The sequence below is a fragment of the Terriglobus roseus DSM 18391 genome (genome assembly GCF_000265425.1).
Taxonomy (GTDB): Bacteria; Acidobacteriota; Terriglobia; order Terriglobales; family Acidobacteriaceae; genus Terriglobus; species Terriglobus roseus.
The window spans coordinates 3,596,423-3,612,794 of record NC_018014.1 but is presented as its reverse complement, the minus strand read 5'-3'; the positions used below and the strand labels follow the sequence as shown (position 1 = coordinate 3,612,794).

The window sequence follows — 16,372 nt, the reverse complement described above, 5'->3', positions numbered from 1 at the left end:
ATCCTTGAAATTGACCATCGTGCCGAGGCCATCCGGGCAATCATTGACAATCCCCTTCGTAGACGAGACCGCTCTCGCATCCATGACTTTGGCCGCGCTTCGCGTCCAGTTGTTGGCAGAGAAGATCCTCACACACGACGCCGTCTTTCTTGACCAGGGTGTGCCAGTCCTCGACAGGGGGACAAACATCGCTGACAACACTAGGGAAGACAACACCCTGGTGACAGAGATCGTCGTCGCTGGCCCATCGGGCCCTTGCATCGAGATCATGTCGCTCGACAAGTCGAAAGAGTTGTTTCTATACGAAGATTGGAAGGATGACCTTCCAATCGTAGAAGCATCGAGCCACGTCCTAAGTCTCAAGGCTTCAGCGCCTGCGGGGGGCCAGCCTCCAGCGGCATCCGGCACCGATTTGAATGTCCGGCATGCCGCTGCCCCTGTCGCCACATCCGAAGAGCTTGAAACGCAGATGCTGAGCGCAGACGAAATGCAGACTCTGCTTCAGAATTGCGGACTTTATCCCATACCTTTGGGGAAAGCTACGTGTGCTGCACTGCGGTTCGGGAAGGAGGATGTCGAGTTCGGCAACGAGCGTATCCTCACCTGCGGGAAGGTGCAGATCCTTAGCGCGCAACAGACGCGTGAAGACAGGGTTTGCTGCTCCTTTCAGCGGGAAGCTGAAATGTGGGAGACGCAGCTTACGGAACGAACGAACCTCGGTTTGAACATGCCCCTCTTATTCGGCATCGAGGCAGCTAGCGAAGCCAAAGAATCGAATCACCGCTTCCAATCCGGTGAGTCAGTTCATCTTGGTCGAGTTCTCGCACTTCCCAAGCTGGAGGTTGTCTTAGAAGGGCTGGCGCTGTCTCCGCATTTTGTCGACCGGATCCGCACGGTGGTGGAGACGGGCAACGCTGTCAAGCTGCTGGATCTTCTGGCCGTCTCCGGTCTGTTTGTCGCAACGCACTTTCTCGTCGGAGCGAAGATTGTGGCCCGGTCATCGAAGCGCCTCGTTAAAACAACTGCCAAGAACGATCTTAAGGCTGGTTTTCGAAGCGCAACGTCTGGCCTCTTCACGACGGAGCACACTCTGTCTACCGGCCGGGCTGCCGAACGAACGGTTACAAGTGGAGGGGAGACGATCTCGGTTAAGACTATTGGCGGCTTTGGCGAGCATAGCTCGTCAACAGCGGGCAAAGAAGGTGGACAGGAATGGCTGCTTAGCGTCGCCACAGAGCCTTTGTGGTGGCGAGTGATCGGCTTCAAAGGGGAAATCCGCACCATTTTAGATTATCTGCCCGTAGACGTTCAAGCGAACACACAGCGCCTCCTCCGACAATATTTCGAGAACCGGTGCATCCTGAAGGAGAGCGCTATGGTGGGTGGTGACGGCGGTGAACGATGGACCGACAAGCAATTCGTAAATCTCCACACCCGCATCTCTGGATTCGACACCCGGATGAACCAAACGATCGACTCAGTTAGATTTCGCTATCAAAACAAACGGGCAAAACGATGCGGCCTTTGGCATGGCTGGAGTTTAGAACAGGAGAGTAGTTACACATTCGATCCTCGGGACGAAATTGTAGCCCTTGAAGTTGGCTGGGACCGCACCCTAGATCACTTAATTTTCCACACCAGAAAAGGTGACAACAAGGCGTCCTCGGTTGGGCGCGCTAAGGGTGCGAAGCGGACCCATATCTTCAAACACCCCCGTATTCGCGGCTTTTATGGCCGCGCTGGCAAATTCCCGGATGCGCTCGGCGTCCTCTATTATGATCTCCACCCCGACCTTCCTCACGCCCACCGCCAAATCCTCCTTTCGCTGGAGCAGACGTTGTTCGAGGATCAGTGAACCTCAGACTTGGCTGGAGATCGAACGGTCCGGTAGCGCCGAAGTGGTGGCTCAGCCAAAAAGGTGATCTTCGAAGCGAGCGAGCGAGTTTAGCCAATTGAAACGCGCATCCCGCCAATTAGCTATTTCTTTACAAGCAGCAATCTGCCTTTAAAATTCGCTGCGTTGCTAGTAAGTCGAAAACAGCATGGAGGTAAGGCAATGGCAATTCGTGAGGGAATGCGATATGTACTAGCTGATTTAGGTTGCTAGCACGAGCAGACGACGTGGGTTTAAGCATTAGAAACTCATCAGTAAAAGATCACAGGAGAAGATTTATGCCAGGTGTAAACGACATCATCAACGATTTAACTTCAATTTCTGGCGCGCAATACGTAAAGGTCAATGCGGGGCCACCGTCTAGTCGCAAAACAGGCCATCAGCTTGCGTTTGAAGCTCTGCAGGGGCAAGCCGGACAGGTTGCTGCGATCCTGCGGCAGAATCCAGTCCCGAATCGGGATCAGAAAGAAAACATTAATGCTCAGTTTTTGGCCATGAAGAAGAACGTAGGCTTGTACTGCGTGAAGACAGACAATACGCGTGACGTCCTCAAAGCCTTTAATAATGCCGAGACTGAATGGCAGGTTCTTTCAGGGCAATAGCTAAGTTGGCATTCAAAGATTGCAGTGCCAAGACGTCCGACGAGCAGTTTGTATCGTGGGGATCGACCCGCCCGCGTTTCAAAGCTAATCTTTCTCCGTTTGCTGGAGGCCCTGTATTCGACAGGCCTGAAGAAGGCAACGTGTCAGTGTTTGCAACGCTCGCCTACCTCTTTCCAATAGCAAATCAAATGGCCCCGCCTAGGCGGGGCCACATTCTTACGGGAAACTGTGCTCATGACTATGCCAGACCTGCGGGCACGCAAAGACACGCTTGCAAGTAGCGCGGTAGCTACCGCTGCAGAGTCTGCGACGCGTCGGGCCGGGTTAAACGCTCCATAGTGGTTCACCACCGTGTTCCAGGCAGGTCGGCACCAAAGCTCATGTTGTCGCTGTGTGCCGGCCTTTTTCTCACCTGGCCACAGGCGCGTCGGGATGAAGGCCGAAAGCCAAGAGGCTTGCGCCACGTGGCGGGGCGGTACCTGCTACCTCTTCGAGGAGCAACTCGATGTGATTACGAAGGGGACCGACGACCAGAAAACTCGAAGCCTCACCGCCGCAGAAACTAAAGTTCTTCGAAGGCACTAGACGACATCCTGCAGTCAGTTAGATTCAGCGCACCAGCACTTCCCATCGGTAACAACAGACACAGATCTCGTCACTGACGAGAATGCGACCTCCCTAGTAATCTGCCAATCTCCGAGAAATGTCGTTTTGCTGAAACGTGTTTGCTAACGACTTTTCGACCTACGCCTCACGGTGCCTGCCGTCGTACGAGTGTGCGCCTAGCAACAGCGGAATCTGCTCTCGCCTCGCAAACGCAAAACAACGTGCTGTTCCCTAGTCGGTCATACCCTCAGCCTGTTAGATTGGGTTTTCAGGATTTGAATCGCACTTGGTGCATAAGAGATATCGATGAATAAGTCCAAAGCTCTGCTGCAAAGCCTGTCACCTTCTCTGTGCGAAAGCCTGGAATCACTGTCACAAACTGAGGGCACTTCTTTAGACGATCTTCTCATCGTCGCAATAGCCGAGAAGATTGCTCGATCTGAGCACTCGGCATGGCTTGCGGAGCAGCAGTCGTGGGCGGTCCCTGCAGTCGTAGGGCGCGAAATAAACCAGCGACCATATCGAGACAGCAGAAACGTTTCCCCCTCAGAGCGAGAGAACGCCGGGCTTGAGTTGCCGAAGAGCGATGAAGAGCAGGAGCGCCAGAGGACGGCTGATTTATTCGAGAGTGCGCCAGTATTTCTTGCGCTGCTCAGTGGCCCGGATCACGTCTTCGAATTGGTCAATCAGGCATATCGCGAGCTTCTCGGGAATCGCGCACTTATCGGCAAACGCGTTGTGGAGGGTGTTCCTGAACTCGCCGGAACGGCTTGCATAGACCGACTTGATCGCGTGTACAGGAACGGGGAACCGCTAGTGGAGCGTGGCACTCGCTTTTCGTTCGCCCCGACACAAGGACAGGCTCTTGAAGAAAAATACATCGACTATGCCTATAGGCCCCGTAGGTCAGCCGATGGAACCATCACGGGCATTCTTGTCTTAGGGGTAGACACAAGCCTGGTCCACCAACTCGTACAAGGCACTGTGTCCGAAGTGGCTGCTATCGAGCTGCTAAGCTGACCTCGCGCAAATCAATCCATCGAGCGTCAGTCATTGCAGAAGTGTAAGAAAGCCTAGGGCCCGTGCATCCGCATCGGAGATCTGGCGATGGACAATCTCGCCAGATTCAATGAGAGACAGAATGTCACGGACCGCATCCTCCGAAAGGAAGACACCGAGTCGGCGCTTCAGAGACGCTTGCGAGCTCAAGGTGAATGGTTTCGCGCATTTGAGTGTGACTTCGAACAACGTGATGCAGCTCACGCGCACATACACATCCCCCGCGTTAACGGGAAAAATGCTCAACAAGTGGTTTTTAAATGAGATCGATCCTAAATAGGTCGGAGCACGTTCTGCTCTCCACTGGACAAGATTTAAGACGTATGTCGCATATCGTCCGTTGTCCCGGTCGCCGTTTTAGCTGTGAGAGGTAACGCGAGTGTTCTCCCCTGAAAGTCGGGTTTCCGAGACTGTGCGGCCGGAGCCCTTGCAAAGGCTCGCCCATTCGGACCCTGACAAAGAGAGTAGCGCCCCCGCGCACTTACGCCTCATCGAACGTCATACCCGCTACTACCCCGGCACTATGGACTGCAAGCGGCTTGGCGCGGACGACGAAGCCTCGTCCGATGAGGTGTCCGATGCGGAAGAAAACGTCAGCGCCTTCTATGTCGAGCCGAGAGGTGCTGTAGGCTGCGTCGATCACGACCCCGACCCACACCGTGCTTGGCTCCGTCGCCAGGATTGCCACAGCTTCAGGAATTGAAACACGGAAGTCGCTATCGATCGCCACGAGTTCCAGCGTCCCTCTCGCGACAATCTTCTTGTAATTCAGCATCGACCCTCGATCGTAATCGTAGCTTGTTGTCAATGTAGCTCATAGGTGTTGCCTCCGGTGTGAATGGCTGTGCTCGTTTACACGAGCCCGCCTTGGCCTGGCCGACGCCAGCAGAGGTAGCAGGTGCAATAGCCGGATGCACAACCGCATCGGTTGCGAAACGCGTATTCCGTAACCAGTCGCATGGCACGACAAAGCGTCCCTACCAGAGATGTCTTGTACTCGCCACGCCGAACAAACGAGTTCTCGCCCTCGTTTGGCGAATGAACCGGAGGGTTGGCCTGAAAGATAATGTTCGCTTGTCCCGCTAGTCCATGACGCTGTCGCTGGGTTTAGCTTCTGCCGTTTGGTCGGCCCTTTCGCCAACGAGATTCCGGCCCTCCCGCTTCGCTCGGTACAGAGCCTCATCCGCTTCGCCCAGCAAGATATAAGGATCCGCAATGACATCGGGCGAGCCGGACGCAACGCCGCAGGAGATCGTGGCACGCAAGCCCTGCAGGTCGGGATCGTCGCTGCGCAACGAAGGTAATCCAGCCAGCTCCACCAAGGCACGAAGCCGCTCGGCGACTTTAAGAGCGGGCTGAACCGACGGATTGGGCAGGATTAGGACGAACTCATCCCCGCCGTAGCGAGCGATGACGTCATCGCGGCCGCGCAGCGCCTCTGAGAGAAGGTGTGCGACTCGCTTGATGACCCTATCGCCGTACAGATGTCCATACCTGTCATTGATGCTTTTGAAATGGTCGATGTCGGTCATTATGATCGAACATTCTGCAGTGCTGAGAGTGGGGTGGGACCAGATCTGGCGAAGGCTGTTGTCCAAAGAGGAGCGGTTGAAAATCCCGGTCAGACTGTCCGTTTGTGCGGCAAGCGCAAGATCTTGATTTTGCCGAGAGAGGCTGCCGACCATCTCGGTTTTCTGACAAAACTTCAGGAAAGCAAGACGCGCTTCGCGATCCTGACTGTAATTCGCCATTGCTGTCAGAAAGCTGACCGTCAACACAAAGGCAGCCTCAAAGATCTGCTTCCTTGAAAGCGCAGTCGGTGCACACGCAAGGATCAGTCCCTCTGACGTTAGACCCCACATGAGGGCTATCACGGCATAGGTCGGACGGAGCCGCAAGACGGTATTTGTGGTCACGAGCACGAACAGGATGGCAGCTTGCCCGTGCGCTTCGCTGCTGTCACCAGTCCACACGCTACCTAAGATTTCGATTGTGCCGGCAAGGACTGAACCGACCAAGAGGAAAGCCTCGTACGGCCATTTCTTCTTTCGGGAAAGCGAGATGCCGAAGAACGCTACGACTAGCAACAGAGCGGCGAAGTATCGGACTTGAACGAGACCCTGGTGGCTATCTCGCGAAATGAATGCAGTGGCAGCCACAAAGACGAGGTAGATCCCGATCAATATCGAACTGTCAAGTCACATTCGCTTGGCGCGAAACTCCTGCGCCTCGAGCTGGTACTCGAGTTCCAGACCTCCAGGGAACTCCGGTCTGCGAAACTTCAGGGTCGAGAGACGATCAATCGCACTGCGGAGGTGTTCTTCGCTTCTCATAACTGCACCCAGGCCAAGGCCACTCCAGTCTGGATTGTTCATTGTTCCGGACCTCTTGCCCATACCACTAAGGACAAGCGACCATCTTACGTATGGCTCCAGCAGGAGAGATACCTTGGCTTTCACATCAGTGGGGTCCACCGCTCATTTGGGTGCTTCATTCTGGCGCCACGGTGCCCGCCTGGGGAAGCTCTGCATCGAGTCGCGCTCAATCTGGTGACTTGCTCTTCATAAGCATCTCTAAGAGTTGTCATTAATCTGTGCCATCGCCGCTTCCGTCACGCAATTTGACGTCGCACGGTTCGCTAGGACCAAGGGGCATATCCCGGACGATCCTGCATAGCTTGAAAGTTCTTATGCTTGAGCTGTGGATTATTCAGCAATCCTCCGCGCGATTGATGCGGAGCTCGGCAAGCTAAGCCAAGCGCGGGCGATCCTCGCGAGCATAGTCGAACCTACCCCAGATCTCCATCGCAGTCGTCCAAAGAAGCGGTTGACGAAACGAGTTGCTTCCATGCCACTTAAAGACACAGCGCCGGTCGAGTCGGTCCCTCTCATTCCGAGCATCCGCCTGATGACCGCTATAGGGGCCGAAGCTGTAAGCATCCCCGAACCCCTAGTGACGGTATTACCTCTTAAACAGAAGAGGGAGTACCGTCGTACAGCCAAGCCCTATATTTCCGAGCCGCGAGCGCTTGCTGCGCCTCGGTCAAGCGAGGTGGTCGTTTACATGGCGCCGGGCACCTCAACAAGGGCTGTCTCGGTCGTGCCGGCAAGCCCATCGAGTTCTCCAGCCGAGCTAGAGGCACTGATACGCCAAAAACTGTTATGTCAGCGGGTGATGTGCGCTATCAATCGAGCAGTTCCCGGAGGCTGCTGCTGCCCAAGGGGCATCGTGGACCCGCGCAAAGACTCCAGGGCGACCATTGCAAGGTAGGCAGACAGGCCCTCGGGCACGTTGATGACAGGGCGCTAGCGCTGTCGCGGGCCAGGATCACTCTCCGCTACGGCTCCACACACAGCACTGTGAAGGCCGCCTACGATCCTAGCCCTAGGGGATACCTCTGTAGCGACGACCTCCTACGACAGGTGATAATGCCGCGAAACTGCTGCCCTAAAAAGGGCTGGACTTCACGTCCGAGGCGACTATTGTGAACCTCTTGTAAGATTGCGACCGATGGAATGTTCTGCGTTAGCTCTGTGGAGAAGGGTAGTCGGAAACGCCGAAATCTACGTTCGTCGAGTTGAAGCCTCGCGCCCAAGGATTCGACGTACAAGTCGTAGGTTCGAGTCTGAACTTGAGCAAGCGAGGGACGCAGTCAGGTGGACGAGATCTTGGTTGAAGGATCACATACGGAACTGTGAAGCTTGCAAGGCAGAACGGGAGACTGACGTCGCTTCCCAGCGACGTGAACAAAGTTTAAAGCTAAGAAGCCGAGTGTAGCGCGGTTGCAAGACTTTGAATCAGGTTGAGCATGACTCTGGCCCTAGCAGCACAACAGCAGGGAAACGCTCGCCATGGCTGTTACCTGATTCTGCGAGACTATCGTGTCCCTGCCTTCGCGCGGTTCAATGTCACAGCTCTACTCAGAACTTACTCGGTACTCGCGACCGTACGCATCTCCTGTAATGATCCAGTCTTGCCAGGCGTTAGCACGCCGAGCGAAGAGGGCTGCGCTGCCCTGGTTAAAAGGCAGTCGTGCAAAGATGATCACTCATCACAAGGTACGTGAATTAAGATGAAGCCGCTCGGCACTCTTCTAGATTAGAAGAGCTATAAAGTCCTGAACATCTTGCCCTGTGGTGCTCGAAATTTTAGTCCTACCTAGACTGCATGCTGTGGGCAACCGGGACTAACGTTCCACGGGAGGCAGCGCAGGTCCACGCGTTGAGCCCGCGGGCGGCACCACCTTCACACTCCTGCCGGTAGCAGCGGACCTGTAGATCGCCTCAATGATCCGCTGATCCTGCAAACCCTCTTCACCCGCGGTATGGGGCTGCTGGTTGTTCGTCACACATGACGCCATGTGATCCATCTCTAACGCGAACTGATCCTCTTCCTCGATCGACGGAGCCATCTCCGTATCCTTGCCATCCATCAACTTCACGAACCGCAGCTTCGCTCCGTGATACCCAAAGGCCGGATCCATCTCGGCAAAACCATCGGACCCCTCCAGCCGCAGAAACGTGGAACGGTGCGTGTCATACGCAGTCGTGAACGTCGCCGTAACGTCGTTCGGGAACCGCGCGATGACCTCGCAACGCGCCTCCACCTCGCGAAATCGCGGATCATCCTTCGGCTGCACGATGGTTGCGAAAACTTCTACGGGCTCCATCCCCGACAGGAAGCGCGCCGCATTCAGGCAATAGATCCCCACATCCGGCATCGCGCCGCCGCCCGCCAGCTTCTTGTTCAAACGCCACTGGGTCGGATCGCCCTGGTCCTGCGAATTCGAAGCCACAATGCTGCGCAGCGTCCCAATCTTTCCCTCCCGCACAGCCTTCTCCAGCGTGCGATTGATCGGCTCATACTGCTGCCGATACGCGATCATCAGCTTCACATTTGCAGCCTTGCATGCGGCGATCATCTCCTCGCACTCCGCCACGCTGTTCGCCATCGGCTTCTCGCAAAGGATGTGTTTGCCCATCTTCGCGGACCGCACCACAAACTCCCGATGCATACCGTTCGGCAGCACGATGAAGATCACATCCACACCGGGCATCTCCTTCAACTTCTCAAAGCCCGCGTAGTCCGTAATATTCGAATCCGCGATCCCGTACTGCGCGGCAAGCTTCAAAGCCTTCGCACGGTCCCCACTTACCAGCGCCACCGGCTTGCACGACTCGCTCTTCGCAAACGCCGGCAGGATCTGGTTGATCGACAAACGTCCAAGACCAACAATCGCAAAACCGACCCGCTTGTTCGCCGGCAGAAATGGCCCCGGAGCCTTCTCCGGCGCCTCGCTGCTCGCATGAATCTGCGATAGCTGAACCTCGTTCGCTGCATTCGGCTTCTCCTGCGCTGCAGAAGTTCCCAATGCTGTCACGGCAGCGACAGCTCCGCCCGTTCTCCGAAGGAAGTCGCGCCGTGATGTGCCTATCACCTCGTGCGCTGCGACGTTCTCGCTCTCAACCATGAGATGTGGGATGCGACGCCTCAAGCAAACGGAGACGGCCAGGCCATGCCATAGCGTGCCAAGGCGCGGCCAAGCGCCGCGGTCTGCGTCGATAGAATTCGGGCGATAGTACTGTGGCTCAAAAGTCTCTATGCTTGAGCTATGCAATATTCGGCAATCCTCCGCGAGATTGATGCGGAGCTCCACAAGCTAATCCAAGTACGGAATATCCTCGCCAGCACAGTTCTGTCGGCATCTCGCATCGATCACATTCGCTCGAAAGAACGGCCGACAAAGAGAGTTTCTTTAGTGCGGTCGAAGGCTGACCAGCCGATTGAGGACGCCCCTGTTCAAAACGCTCTGCTGTTACCGACGACACGGGACACGTCTGTAAGAACACCAGAACCGGCGGTAACAGTGTTGCCCCCTAAACAGAAACGGGAGTACCGCCGCGCGATCAAGCCGTTTGTTCCTGAACCGCGAGCGCTTGCTGCGCCACGTTTTAACGGAGTCGTCGTTTATATGGTACCGAGTAGCTCGACGGAAGAAGTCACGGCTGTGCCTGCGAGCCCGTTGGCTTCTCCAGAAAACCTGGAGGCGATGATGCGCCAGAAGCTCTTTGGCAGGCAGGCGAGCTCAAGCTAGATGGATTCGCAGAACTCACGAGCTGCTCGTCGGTCTGCTCATTCGCGAAACGCTCTATCTCGGTCCCATCCCCGCAAAGGTTGGTGTTTCCGCTGCTGGGTTCAGCACGGTCGATTAGTCGGACGGAAGTCGCAAGGCTGAGAAGGTGAACGCCCGTCCGGCGGCGTGGAAGCGGGACTTGCGTGGGATCGGATCCGAACATAGAAACAGTGAAGAAGAGCAAGATGACTTTGGCTCCCCACTTCTTCACTACAAGCCTTGGAAAGGCTTGAAGCATCTATAGGCCGTCGCATTCATCGCGCGCGGAAAAGAGGCGACCGGGTTCTCGGTAGCCTCTCTCTATATAACTTTGGGTGGCTTATGCTGCTGCAGCCGGAACAAAACCATCGCATCCTGTCTCTAATACGTGAAAGCAGTCAAGAGAGAGATCTTCATATTGCCGCCGTATCTCCCGCGGTGCCAAGCCATGAAGAGAAGCGTTGACCGAGGCAGCCGCCACGTGTCTAAAACTAGACCAGTCAGAGGGCTCGCACTCAAGCGGCTATAGCGCTGCTACTGTTCTGCCGGTGATAGTAAAATCCGACACCAAGGAACAACTACGCTGCGCGATCGCCGGAGAACTAACGCGTGGGAGATCGATGCGCGCCGCGGTGGTCAATGAAGTGCGGTACAAGTGGGACGAGTGCTTAGCCGGGCAGATGAGCCTAAGCGACTGCTGCTGCACTGCAGTTAGTCATAGCAAGAGCGAGCGATTGAGATACCTGGCAATCTCGGCCACTAGCAGGCTCGCAGAAAACCCGGGTTCCGCTATTAGCGAAACCCGGGTTAACTGACGTATCGCTAGTTGTTAGAACCCGAGGCGCAGGCTGAACTGGAACTGACGGTCTGCGCCGTAGGTTTGGCCCTTTGTGGTGCTCTGGCCAAAGGTGCCTGATGTGTAGCCAGTGTCTGGGTTATCCGCTGTGGGGTGATTCAGCAGGTTGAAAGCCTCGGCACGGAAGGTGAGCAACGTGTTTTCGTGGCCCGGAACAAGCGTCCAACTCTTGTTCAAAGCTGCGTTGTAGCTCTGGAAACCGGGACCGATAATCTGGTTACGAGATCCGCGGCCAGCAAACTTACCTGCGTATTGCGTCGTTAACACAGCGTTCGAGGTAACGAAGGCCGACGTGTCGAACCACTTGGCCGTTCCTGTCTGGCCCGCGAAACCCTTATAGGTCTGCACGCGTTTGGTCAGGGGGATAATTTGTGCGCCCGAACCAGGTCCGACGCCCGCAAAGTCCACACTGGTCGTTACGTTTTGAGGTTGCCCAGTCTGCGCCTGCAGCGTTCCGGAGAACTGCCACCGACCCAGAACCGCACGGTTGATGAGGTGCTCCGAGTGGTTGAACTGATCGATGTTGTAGACGAAGTTTGCAAGAAAGACATGGGTCGCATCGAAGTCGCTGCGGCCGTAATTAATGTTCTTGTCGAACGCATTCGGCAGGTTCGTACCGTTGCTGGAGCCGAAATCAAACGAACGCGACCATGTGTATGCCACACCGTAGAGCAGACCCTTTGTCAGGCGACGGCGGAGGTTGACCTGCAGCGAGTTGTAGTTCGATGCGCCAGTGTTAGTGGCTTGGTTAATGTTGGAGAAGCCCTTGTACGGACGGAGAGCATCCTGGTTGATGCCGGGATTTGCCTGCACCGTGCCTGGCTGAAGCTGGTTGGCATTCAGTATGTTTTCCAGGTGGATGCCCTTACGGCCAGCGTAGGACATGGTCAGCACACCAAGGGCAGGTACTTCCTGTTCCACGGTCAGGTTCCAGTTGTACGCTTCGGGGCTGGGGTAGTTGTAGGCCTGCGACGAGTAGTTGAGCGGGAAGTTGTTCGCTCCTGCTCCACCGGGTGCGTCGACGCGGCCGAGCTGCACAGTTGACGATGGCTGAAACGGCGTGTTGCCACCGGTGAAAACGTTGTCGGTGATGCCAAGGCGCTGAACATAACGGCCACCGCCTGCGCGGACCACCATACCGGGATGCACCTGATAGGTGAGTCCAAATCGTGGCTGGATGTTTGTCTTGACCGTAGGAGAGTATTGGTCGCTATAGCCGCGGAATAGGTATGCATATCCATTGTTTAGGATGTCCGCAGAGACATGACCATTGGCGCTGCTAGGGAATCCGCTTCCCGGGATCACAACGCCATTAAGGCGCTGCTGATCGGTTCCGGTAACAACACCCGTAACCGGGTTAACCGTTGCAGCAAGACCGTTGCTGTAGTCCTTCTGGCTAAAGACGGACTGATTGCCCCATTTGGCATAGTACGGGTTGTACCAGCTGTAACGTACGCCCGCCTCGATCACCAGCTTGGATGTCGCGTGCCAGGTGTCCTGCAGGAAACCCTCGTACATCCAGGAGCGGTACAGCGTGTACGAACGCTGGCCGATCTCGCCGTAAGAATCAAAGAGTCCGAGGGCAGCATTCGCAACGCCGGCATTGCTGGTTACGCCGCCCGTGCGCGTATCTGTGAAGGTGAACTTACCGTTCTGGTTGTTGGTGGAACCGGGTGTGTTCGACACGGTGATCTGGTCGAAATTGTTCTCGCCAGAGTACTCCGCCACAACGCCGATCTTTGCCGTATGGTTTCCCCATACCTTCGTCAGATTGTCCGCGAAGCTATACACAATGCCACCCGAACGCGACGGATAGGGCGTGCCATCCAGCAGATCAAAGTTGGGGAGTTGCACGGTCGGGATCTTGTTCGGGATGTTCTTGGTTGCAGCCGAGTACAGGTACGGATAGTTGATGCCGAACGCAGTACGATTCGCGCCGCCCTTGGTCTGATCGATGTCGATCGTCACATGGTCGGACGCAGCTGAAGCAATTGCTTCATTCACCATCGTCGGGTTGATGTTCCACGAGTAGTGAAGAACTGCGATCTGATTCGGCCGCTGCCAGAGCTGCGGCAGCAGATTGAAGTTGCCGTTGTGTGGCGACACCTGGTTGAACGCGTAGTTCAGGATGCTCAAGCGGATGCGGTGCGGGTCGGACGGAATCCAGTCAACGACGAGGGTGTCTTTGCGCTGGTTCTGAATGTTTGGTGCAGAATCGAGCCAGTTGTAGTTGCTGCCGGAGGCGTTCGGGTTCGGGAACGCACGGAGCAGGCCCAGACCGTTCTGGCTGAGCTGTGCCGCCGGGATCGTGTTATTGGGATAGGGCAGACCTGTATTCGGATCGACGATCTGCTGCACACCGCTGTAGAAGATATTCGGTCCTAGCAGTTCGCTGAAGTTGCCGTTACGCATTAGCGTCGTTGGCACCTTGCGGAAGACGGTCTCGTCCTGCACGTACTTCGTATATTCCTGACCGAAGAGAAAAAAGAGGTGTGTCTTGCTCTTGTTCAGGAAGCCGGGAATGTAGCCGGGGCCGTTGATGTTGAAACCGAACTGGTTGTAACGGAACGACTGCGGATGCTGCTGAATGTTGAGCGCATTGCCGGGCAACTTACGCTGCCAGGTGTTCGCATTGAAAAAGTTATTCCGCAGATACTCAAACGCCGAACCATGGAAGTCCGACGTACCGCTCTTGGGGACCATGCGTACCTGTCCACCAGCTGAACGGCCGTACTCCGCCTGGTAGCTGCTGGTCAGGATCTGCACCTGTGATGTGCTGTCGACGTCGGCGACACCGACAGAGGTACCATTGGAGCGCGTCCGCACCATGGGTGCACCATCAAGCGTAAGCAGGCTTTCCTGGCTCCGCGCACCTCCAATGTTCAGGCCGTTGTCCAAGCCGAACGAGAACGATGCCATCGGAGCATTTCGCACCACGCCCGGCTCCATCTGAGCAAGGTACATCGGATTGCGACCGTTAAGCTGGATGCTCTTGACCTGTTCCTGCGTAACGAGCTGACCAACGACCGCGCTCTCGGTCTGAACGGTATTCACGTTGGCTTCCACGTTGACGGACACGCCACCGTCGCCGACCTTCAGGTTAATGTCAACATGCTTGCCGATACTTGCGTCGACGTTCACGGCGCTAAGGGTGGCTGTCTGGAAACCTTGAGCCTCCACCTTCACGGTATAGCTGCCCGGGCGAACATTCGGGACGGTGAAATTACCGCTTGCATTGGTCGTGACAACGTTGTCGGATCCAGTGGCTTCGTTGTGGATCGTTGCTTTGGCGTTGGGGACCAACGCACCACTAGAATCGACTACGGTTCCAGACAGCGAAGAACTGTCAGATTGTGCAGCGGCATTCAACACGAAGGGAATAGTTACGGCGGCCAAAACAATAGGCCTGACGAGGTATTGCTTGCGGAACATGGTGCCTCCAAACTGTTAAAACGAAAGCCATTATGTATTCAGGACGCCTTTAGGTGGCGTTTCTAGGCTTCTGGTTTTTTACGCATCCGGTGGGTTCAAGTCAACGAATTCCAAGGCTACAGCGCAAGATGTCGTCTCTAACAAGCGTTGACGACACAATGCCCGAACCAGGCTAGGTGTCTTAGGCATTCAAGATATTTCGGTTCCGCTTTCTCGACAAGTTCAACCAAATGATGTTCGAACCTGCCTGAATTTCAGGGTTCGCACGATAGATAGTTTGGTGGGCCATGACAGGATTGTTTGCTCTTAGGAGAACAGGACATGATGAGAGGGGCGATCGCATAAAGGACAGCTGCTTGTTGATATACGATTTACCTGCCTTTGGCTGACCTCTATCAAGCCTTCACAGAAAACACTATGGGGCTCGCGACGTACACTTCATCACCTTACCGAGCCCAAGATGAGGCGCCAGAGGGAGAGTTCATTGATGAAGCCGCGGATAGATTGAAGGTTACGTAAATCAAAGCTGGCGCAAAATGAGCACCATCAGAATTCGTTTTCCCATGATGCGCGGCTTATAGTTACGGAACAGCGCAAGTACAACAGACGTTTAATCGTGAGGAAGTTGGCGGGTGGTGGCGTTCAGTCAGCCCCGCCAGATTTTCAACGCGATCGCGCCCTAACGACTTCAATGGCGGCACTTTCGATGCGAGCCGGTAGCCCGGGGAGTTCTCATCCCGTCATTGTTTGCTGACCGTAGTAGTCGTGAGTGATCTCTTCCACTGGCCGCCCGACGTGCTTGGGCCAGTAAGGACCTCGACAGGTTTTCTGCACCCAGATACGTTCATGGAGGTCGGAGGGAGTACGGTGCTAAGACCTCTTCTCGGATTACTGTTTTCAGTCATGCTCGTTCCATTAATTCCAGGTCTCCAGGCTCAATCTCCGCGTGGTGCAAGCTCACGATCCCCTAGCGCCTGCAAAGGGAGTCATACCTTGCCGCTCGCACAAGGCTGAGTTCTGCGGCAAAAGCAGCGTTTATCGTGGAGATGGCCCGCGAGAAGGCGGGCGACTGCAAAGATGCCAGTTCGACTCTTGATGCTGTGACCTGCCTTGGAAAGGAGGCGCAGATTACGACCGCGAACTACGAGGCCATGACCAGAAACCTACGCGCGCTTCTGGCGCTCGCGGATGCTGATGCTCCGGCACCGGTGGTTGGTCCAACTGGTGAAGCGCTCACCCCTGCACAGCAAGCAGCAGAATTCGACCGGCTTCAGGAAAACTGGGACGTCTATCGAAAGACTGTCCAGAGTGCAGCATACGATCAGTTCAAAGGGGGTACTGAGGCCCCAGTCTCAAACGCCTTGGCGGATCAAATGGTGGTGCGTTCCCACATGAAGGAACTCGCCGCCATCTACGACTCCATTCTTGGAAATCACTAGGTTGGTCAAGCGCCTCTGACCTGAGGGGTGGCTTCGAGGAGGTGTCTGTTGGACATTCCACAATCGCTTTACCGTTCGCTAGACCGACTCGTGGCGTTTACGCTCTCTTGTGGGGCTATCAGCGCGGTTGGATTTGCTCTCATCTATTCAATACCCCGGCCAGCGTCAAAGCTGACATTCTGGACTGAGGTCGCTTGCGTAGCAGTCCTGTTCTTTGGTGGCGTGGTCATGATGTTCTTCGCTGCCTCGCGCCTTCGTGATGCGGTCCAGAATGGCCGTTGGTCATCTGAGGCAGTGGACGAGTGGCGCAGCCGCACCAGTAGTAGTTGGTGGCACGTTCTAATGGGGGTGGCGTTCCTGACGATGCTATTT

At 55.6% G+C, this 16,372-nt stretch carries 10 protein-coding genes; 5 read left to right on the top strand and 5 right to left on the bottom strand.

Annotated elements, in window-relative coordinates; genetic code table 11:
* The first annotated feature begins 4 nt into the window (after nt 1-4).
* The 3 genes from TERRO_RS14645 to TERRO_RS14635 all read left to right on the top strand — a co-directional run bounded on the left by TERRO_RS14645 (nt 5) and on the right by TERRO_RS14635 (nt 4,122).
* A complete protein-coding gene (locus TERRO_RS14645) occupies nt 5-1,855 on the top strand; it encodes a jacalin-like lectin (RefSeq protein ID WP_157178364.1) in 1,851 nt (616 codons plus the stop codon).
* Nucleotides 1,856-2,172: 317 nt separating this feature from the next.
* Nucleotides 2,173-2,496, top strand: coding sequence for a hypothetical protein (locus tag TERRO_RS14640; RefSeq protein ID WP_014786468.1), 324 nt, complete (start codon nt 2,173-2,175; stop codon nt 2,494-2,496).
* A gap of 912 nt (nt 2,497-3,408) precedes the next feature.
* On the top strand, nt 3,409-4,122 hold the full coding sequence (locus tag TERRO_RS14635; RefSeq protein WP_014786467.1) for a PAS domain-containing protein: 714 nt from the start codon (nt 3,409-3,411) through the stop codon (nt 4,120-4,122).
* A gap of 520 nt (nt 4,123-4,642) precedes the next feature.
* Here TERRO_RS14635 and TERRO_RS14625 read toward each other — a convergent pair.
* The 4 genes from TERRO_RS14625 to TERRO_RS14610 form a co-directional block, all read right to left on the bottom strand.
* Complete coding sequence (locus TERRO_RS14625) at nt 4,643-4,936, bottom strand: hypothetical protein (protein ID WP_014786465.1); 294 nt, start codon at nt 4,934-4,936, stop codon at nt 4,643-4,645.
* Between the two features lie 307 nt (nt 4,937-5,243).
* The gene (locus TERRO_RS22180; protein ID WP_014786464.1) at nt 5,244-6,344 is read right to left on the bottom strand and encodes a GGDEF domain-containing protein; all 1,101 of its coding nucleotides are present in this window, start codon (nt 6,342-6,344) and stop codon (nt 5,244-5,246) included.
* Nucleotides 6,345-6,359: 15 nt separating this feature from the next.
* A complete protein-coding gene (locus TERRO_RS23830) occupies nt 6,360-6,494 on the bottom strand; it encodes a hypothetical protein (protein WP_281047876.1) in 135 nt (44 codons plus the stop codon).
* A 1,853-nt stretch (nt 6,495-8,347) separates the two neighbouring features.
* Nucleotides 8,348-9,631, bottom strand: a complete 1,284-nt coding sequence (locus tag TERRO_RS14610) for a Gfo/Idh/MocA family protein (RefSeq protein ID WP_157178363.1) — start codon at nt 9,629-9,631, stop codon at nt 8,348-8,350.
* A gap of 141 nt (nt 9,632-9,772) precedes the next feature.
* Between TERRO_RS14610 and TERRO_RS14605 the strand changes: the two genes are divergently transcribed.
* Nucleotides 9,773-10,255 carry a hypothetical protein gene (locus tag TERRO_RS14605; RefSeq protein ID WP_041592609.1) on the top strand — a complete coding sequence of 161 codons (483 nt, stop codon included), beginning with the start codon at nt 9,773-9,775 and terminating at the stop codon, nt 10,253-10,255.
* Nucleotides 10,256-11,102: 847 nt separating this feature from the next.
* Here the strand turns inward: TERRO_RS14605 and TERRO_RS14600 are convergent.
* On the bottom strand, nt 11,103-14,561 hold the full coding sequence (locus tag TERRO_RS14600) for a TonB-dependent receptor (protein ID WP_014786460.1): 3,459 nt from the start codon (nt 14,559-14,561) through the stop codon (nt 11,103-11,105).
* Between the two features lie 1,046 nt (nt 14,562-15,607).
* Between TERRO_RS14600 and TERRO_RS14595 the strand changes: the two genes are divergently transcribed.
* Entirely contained in the window at nt 15,608-16,000 is a 393-nt protein-coding gene (locus tag TERRO_RS14595) for a hypothetical protein (RefSeq protein WP_014786459.1), read from the top strand.
* The last annotated feature ends 372 nt before the right edge of the window (nt 16,001-16,372 follow it).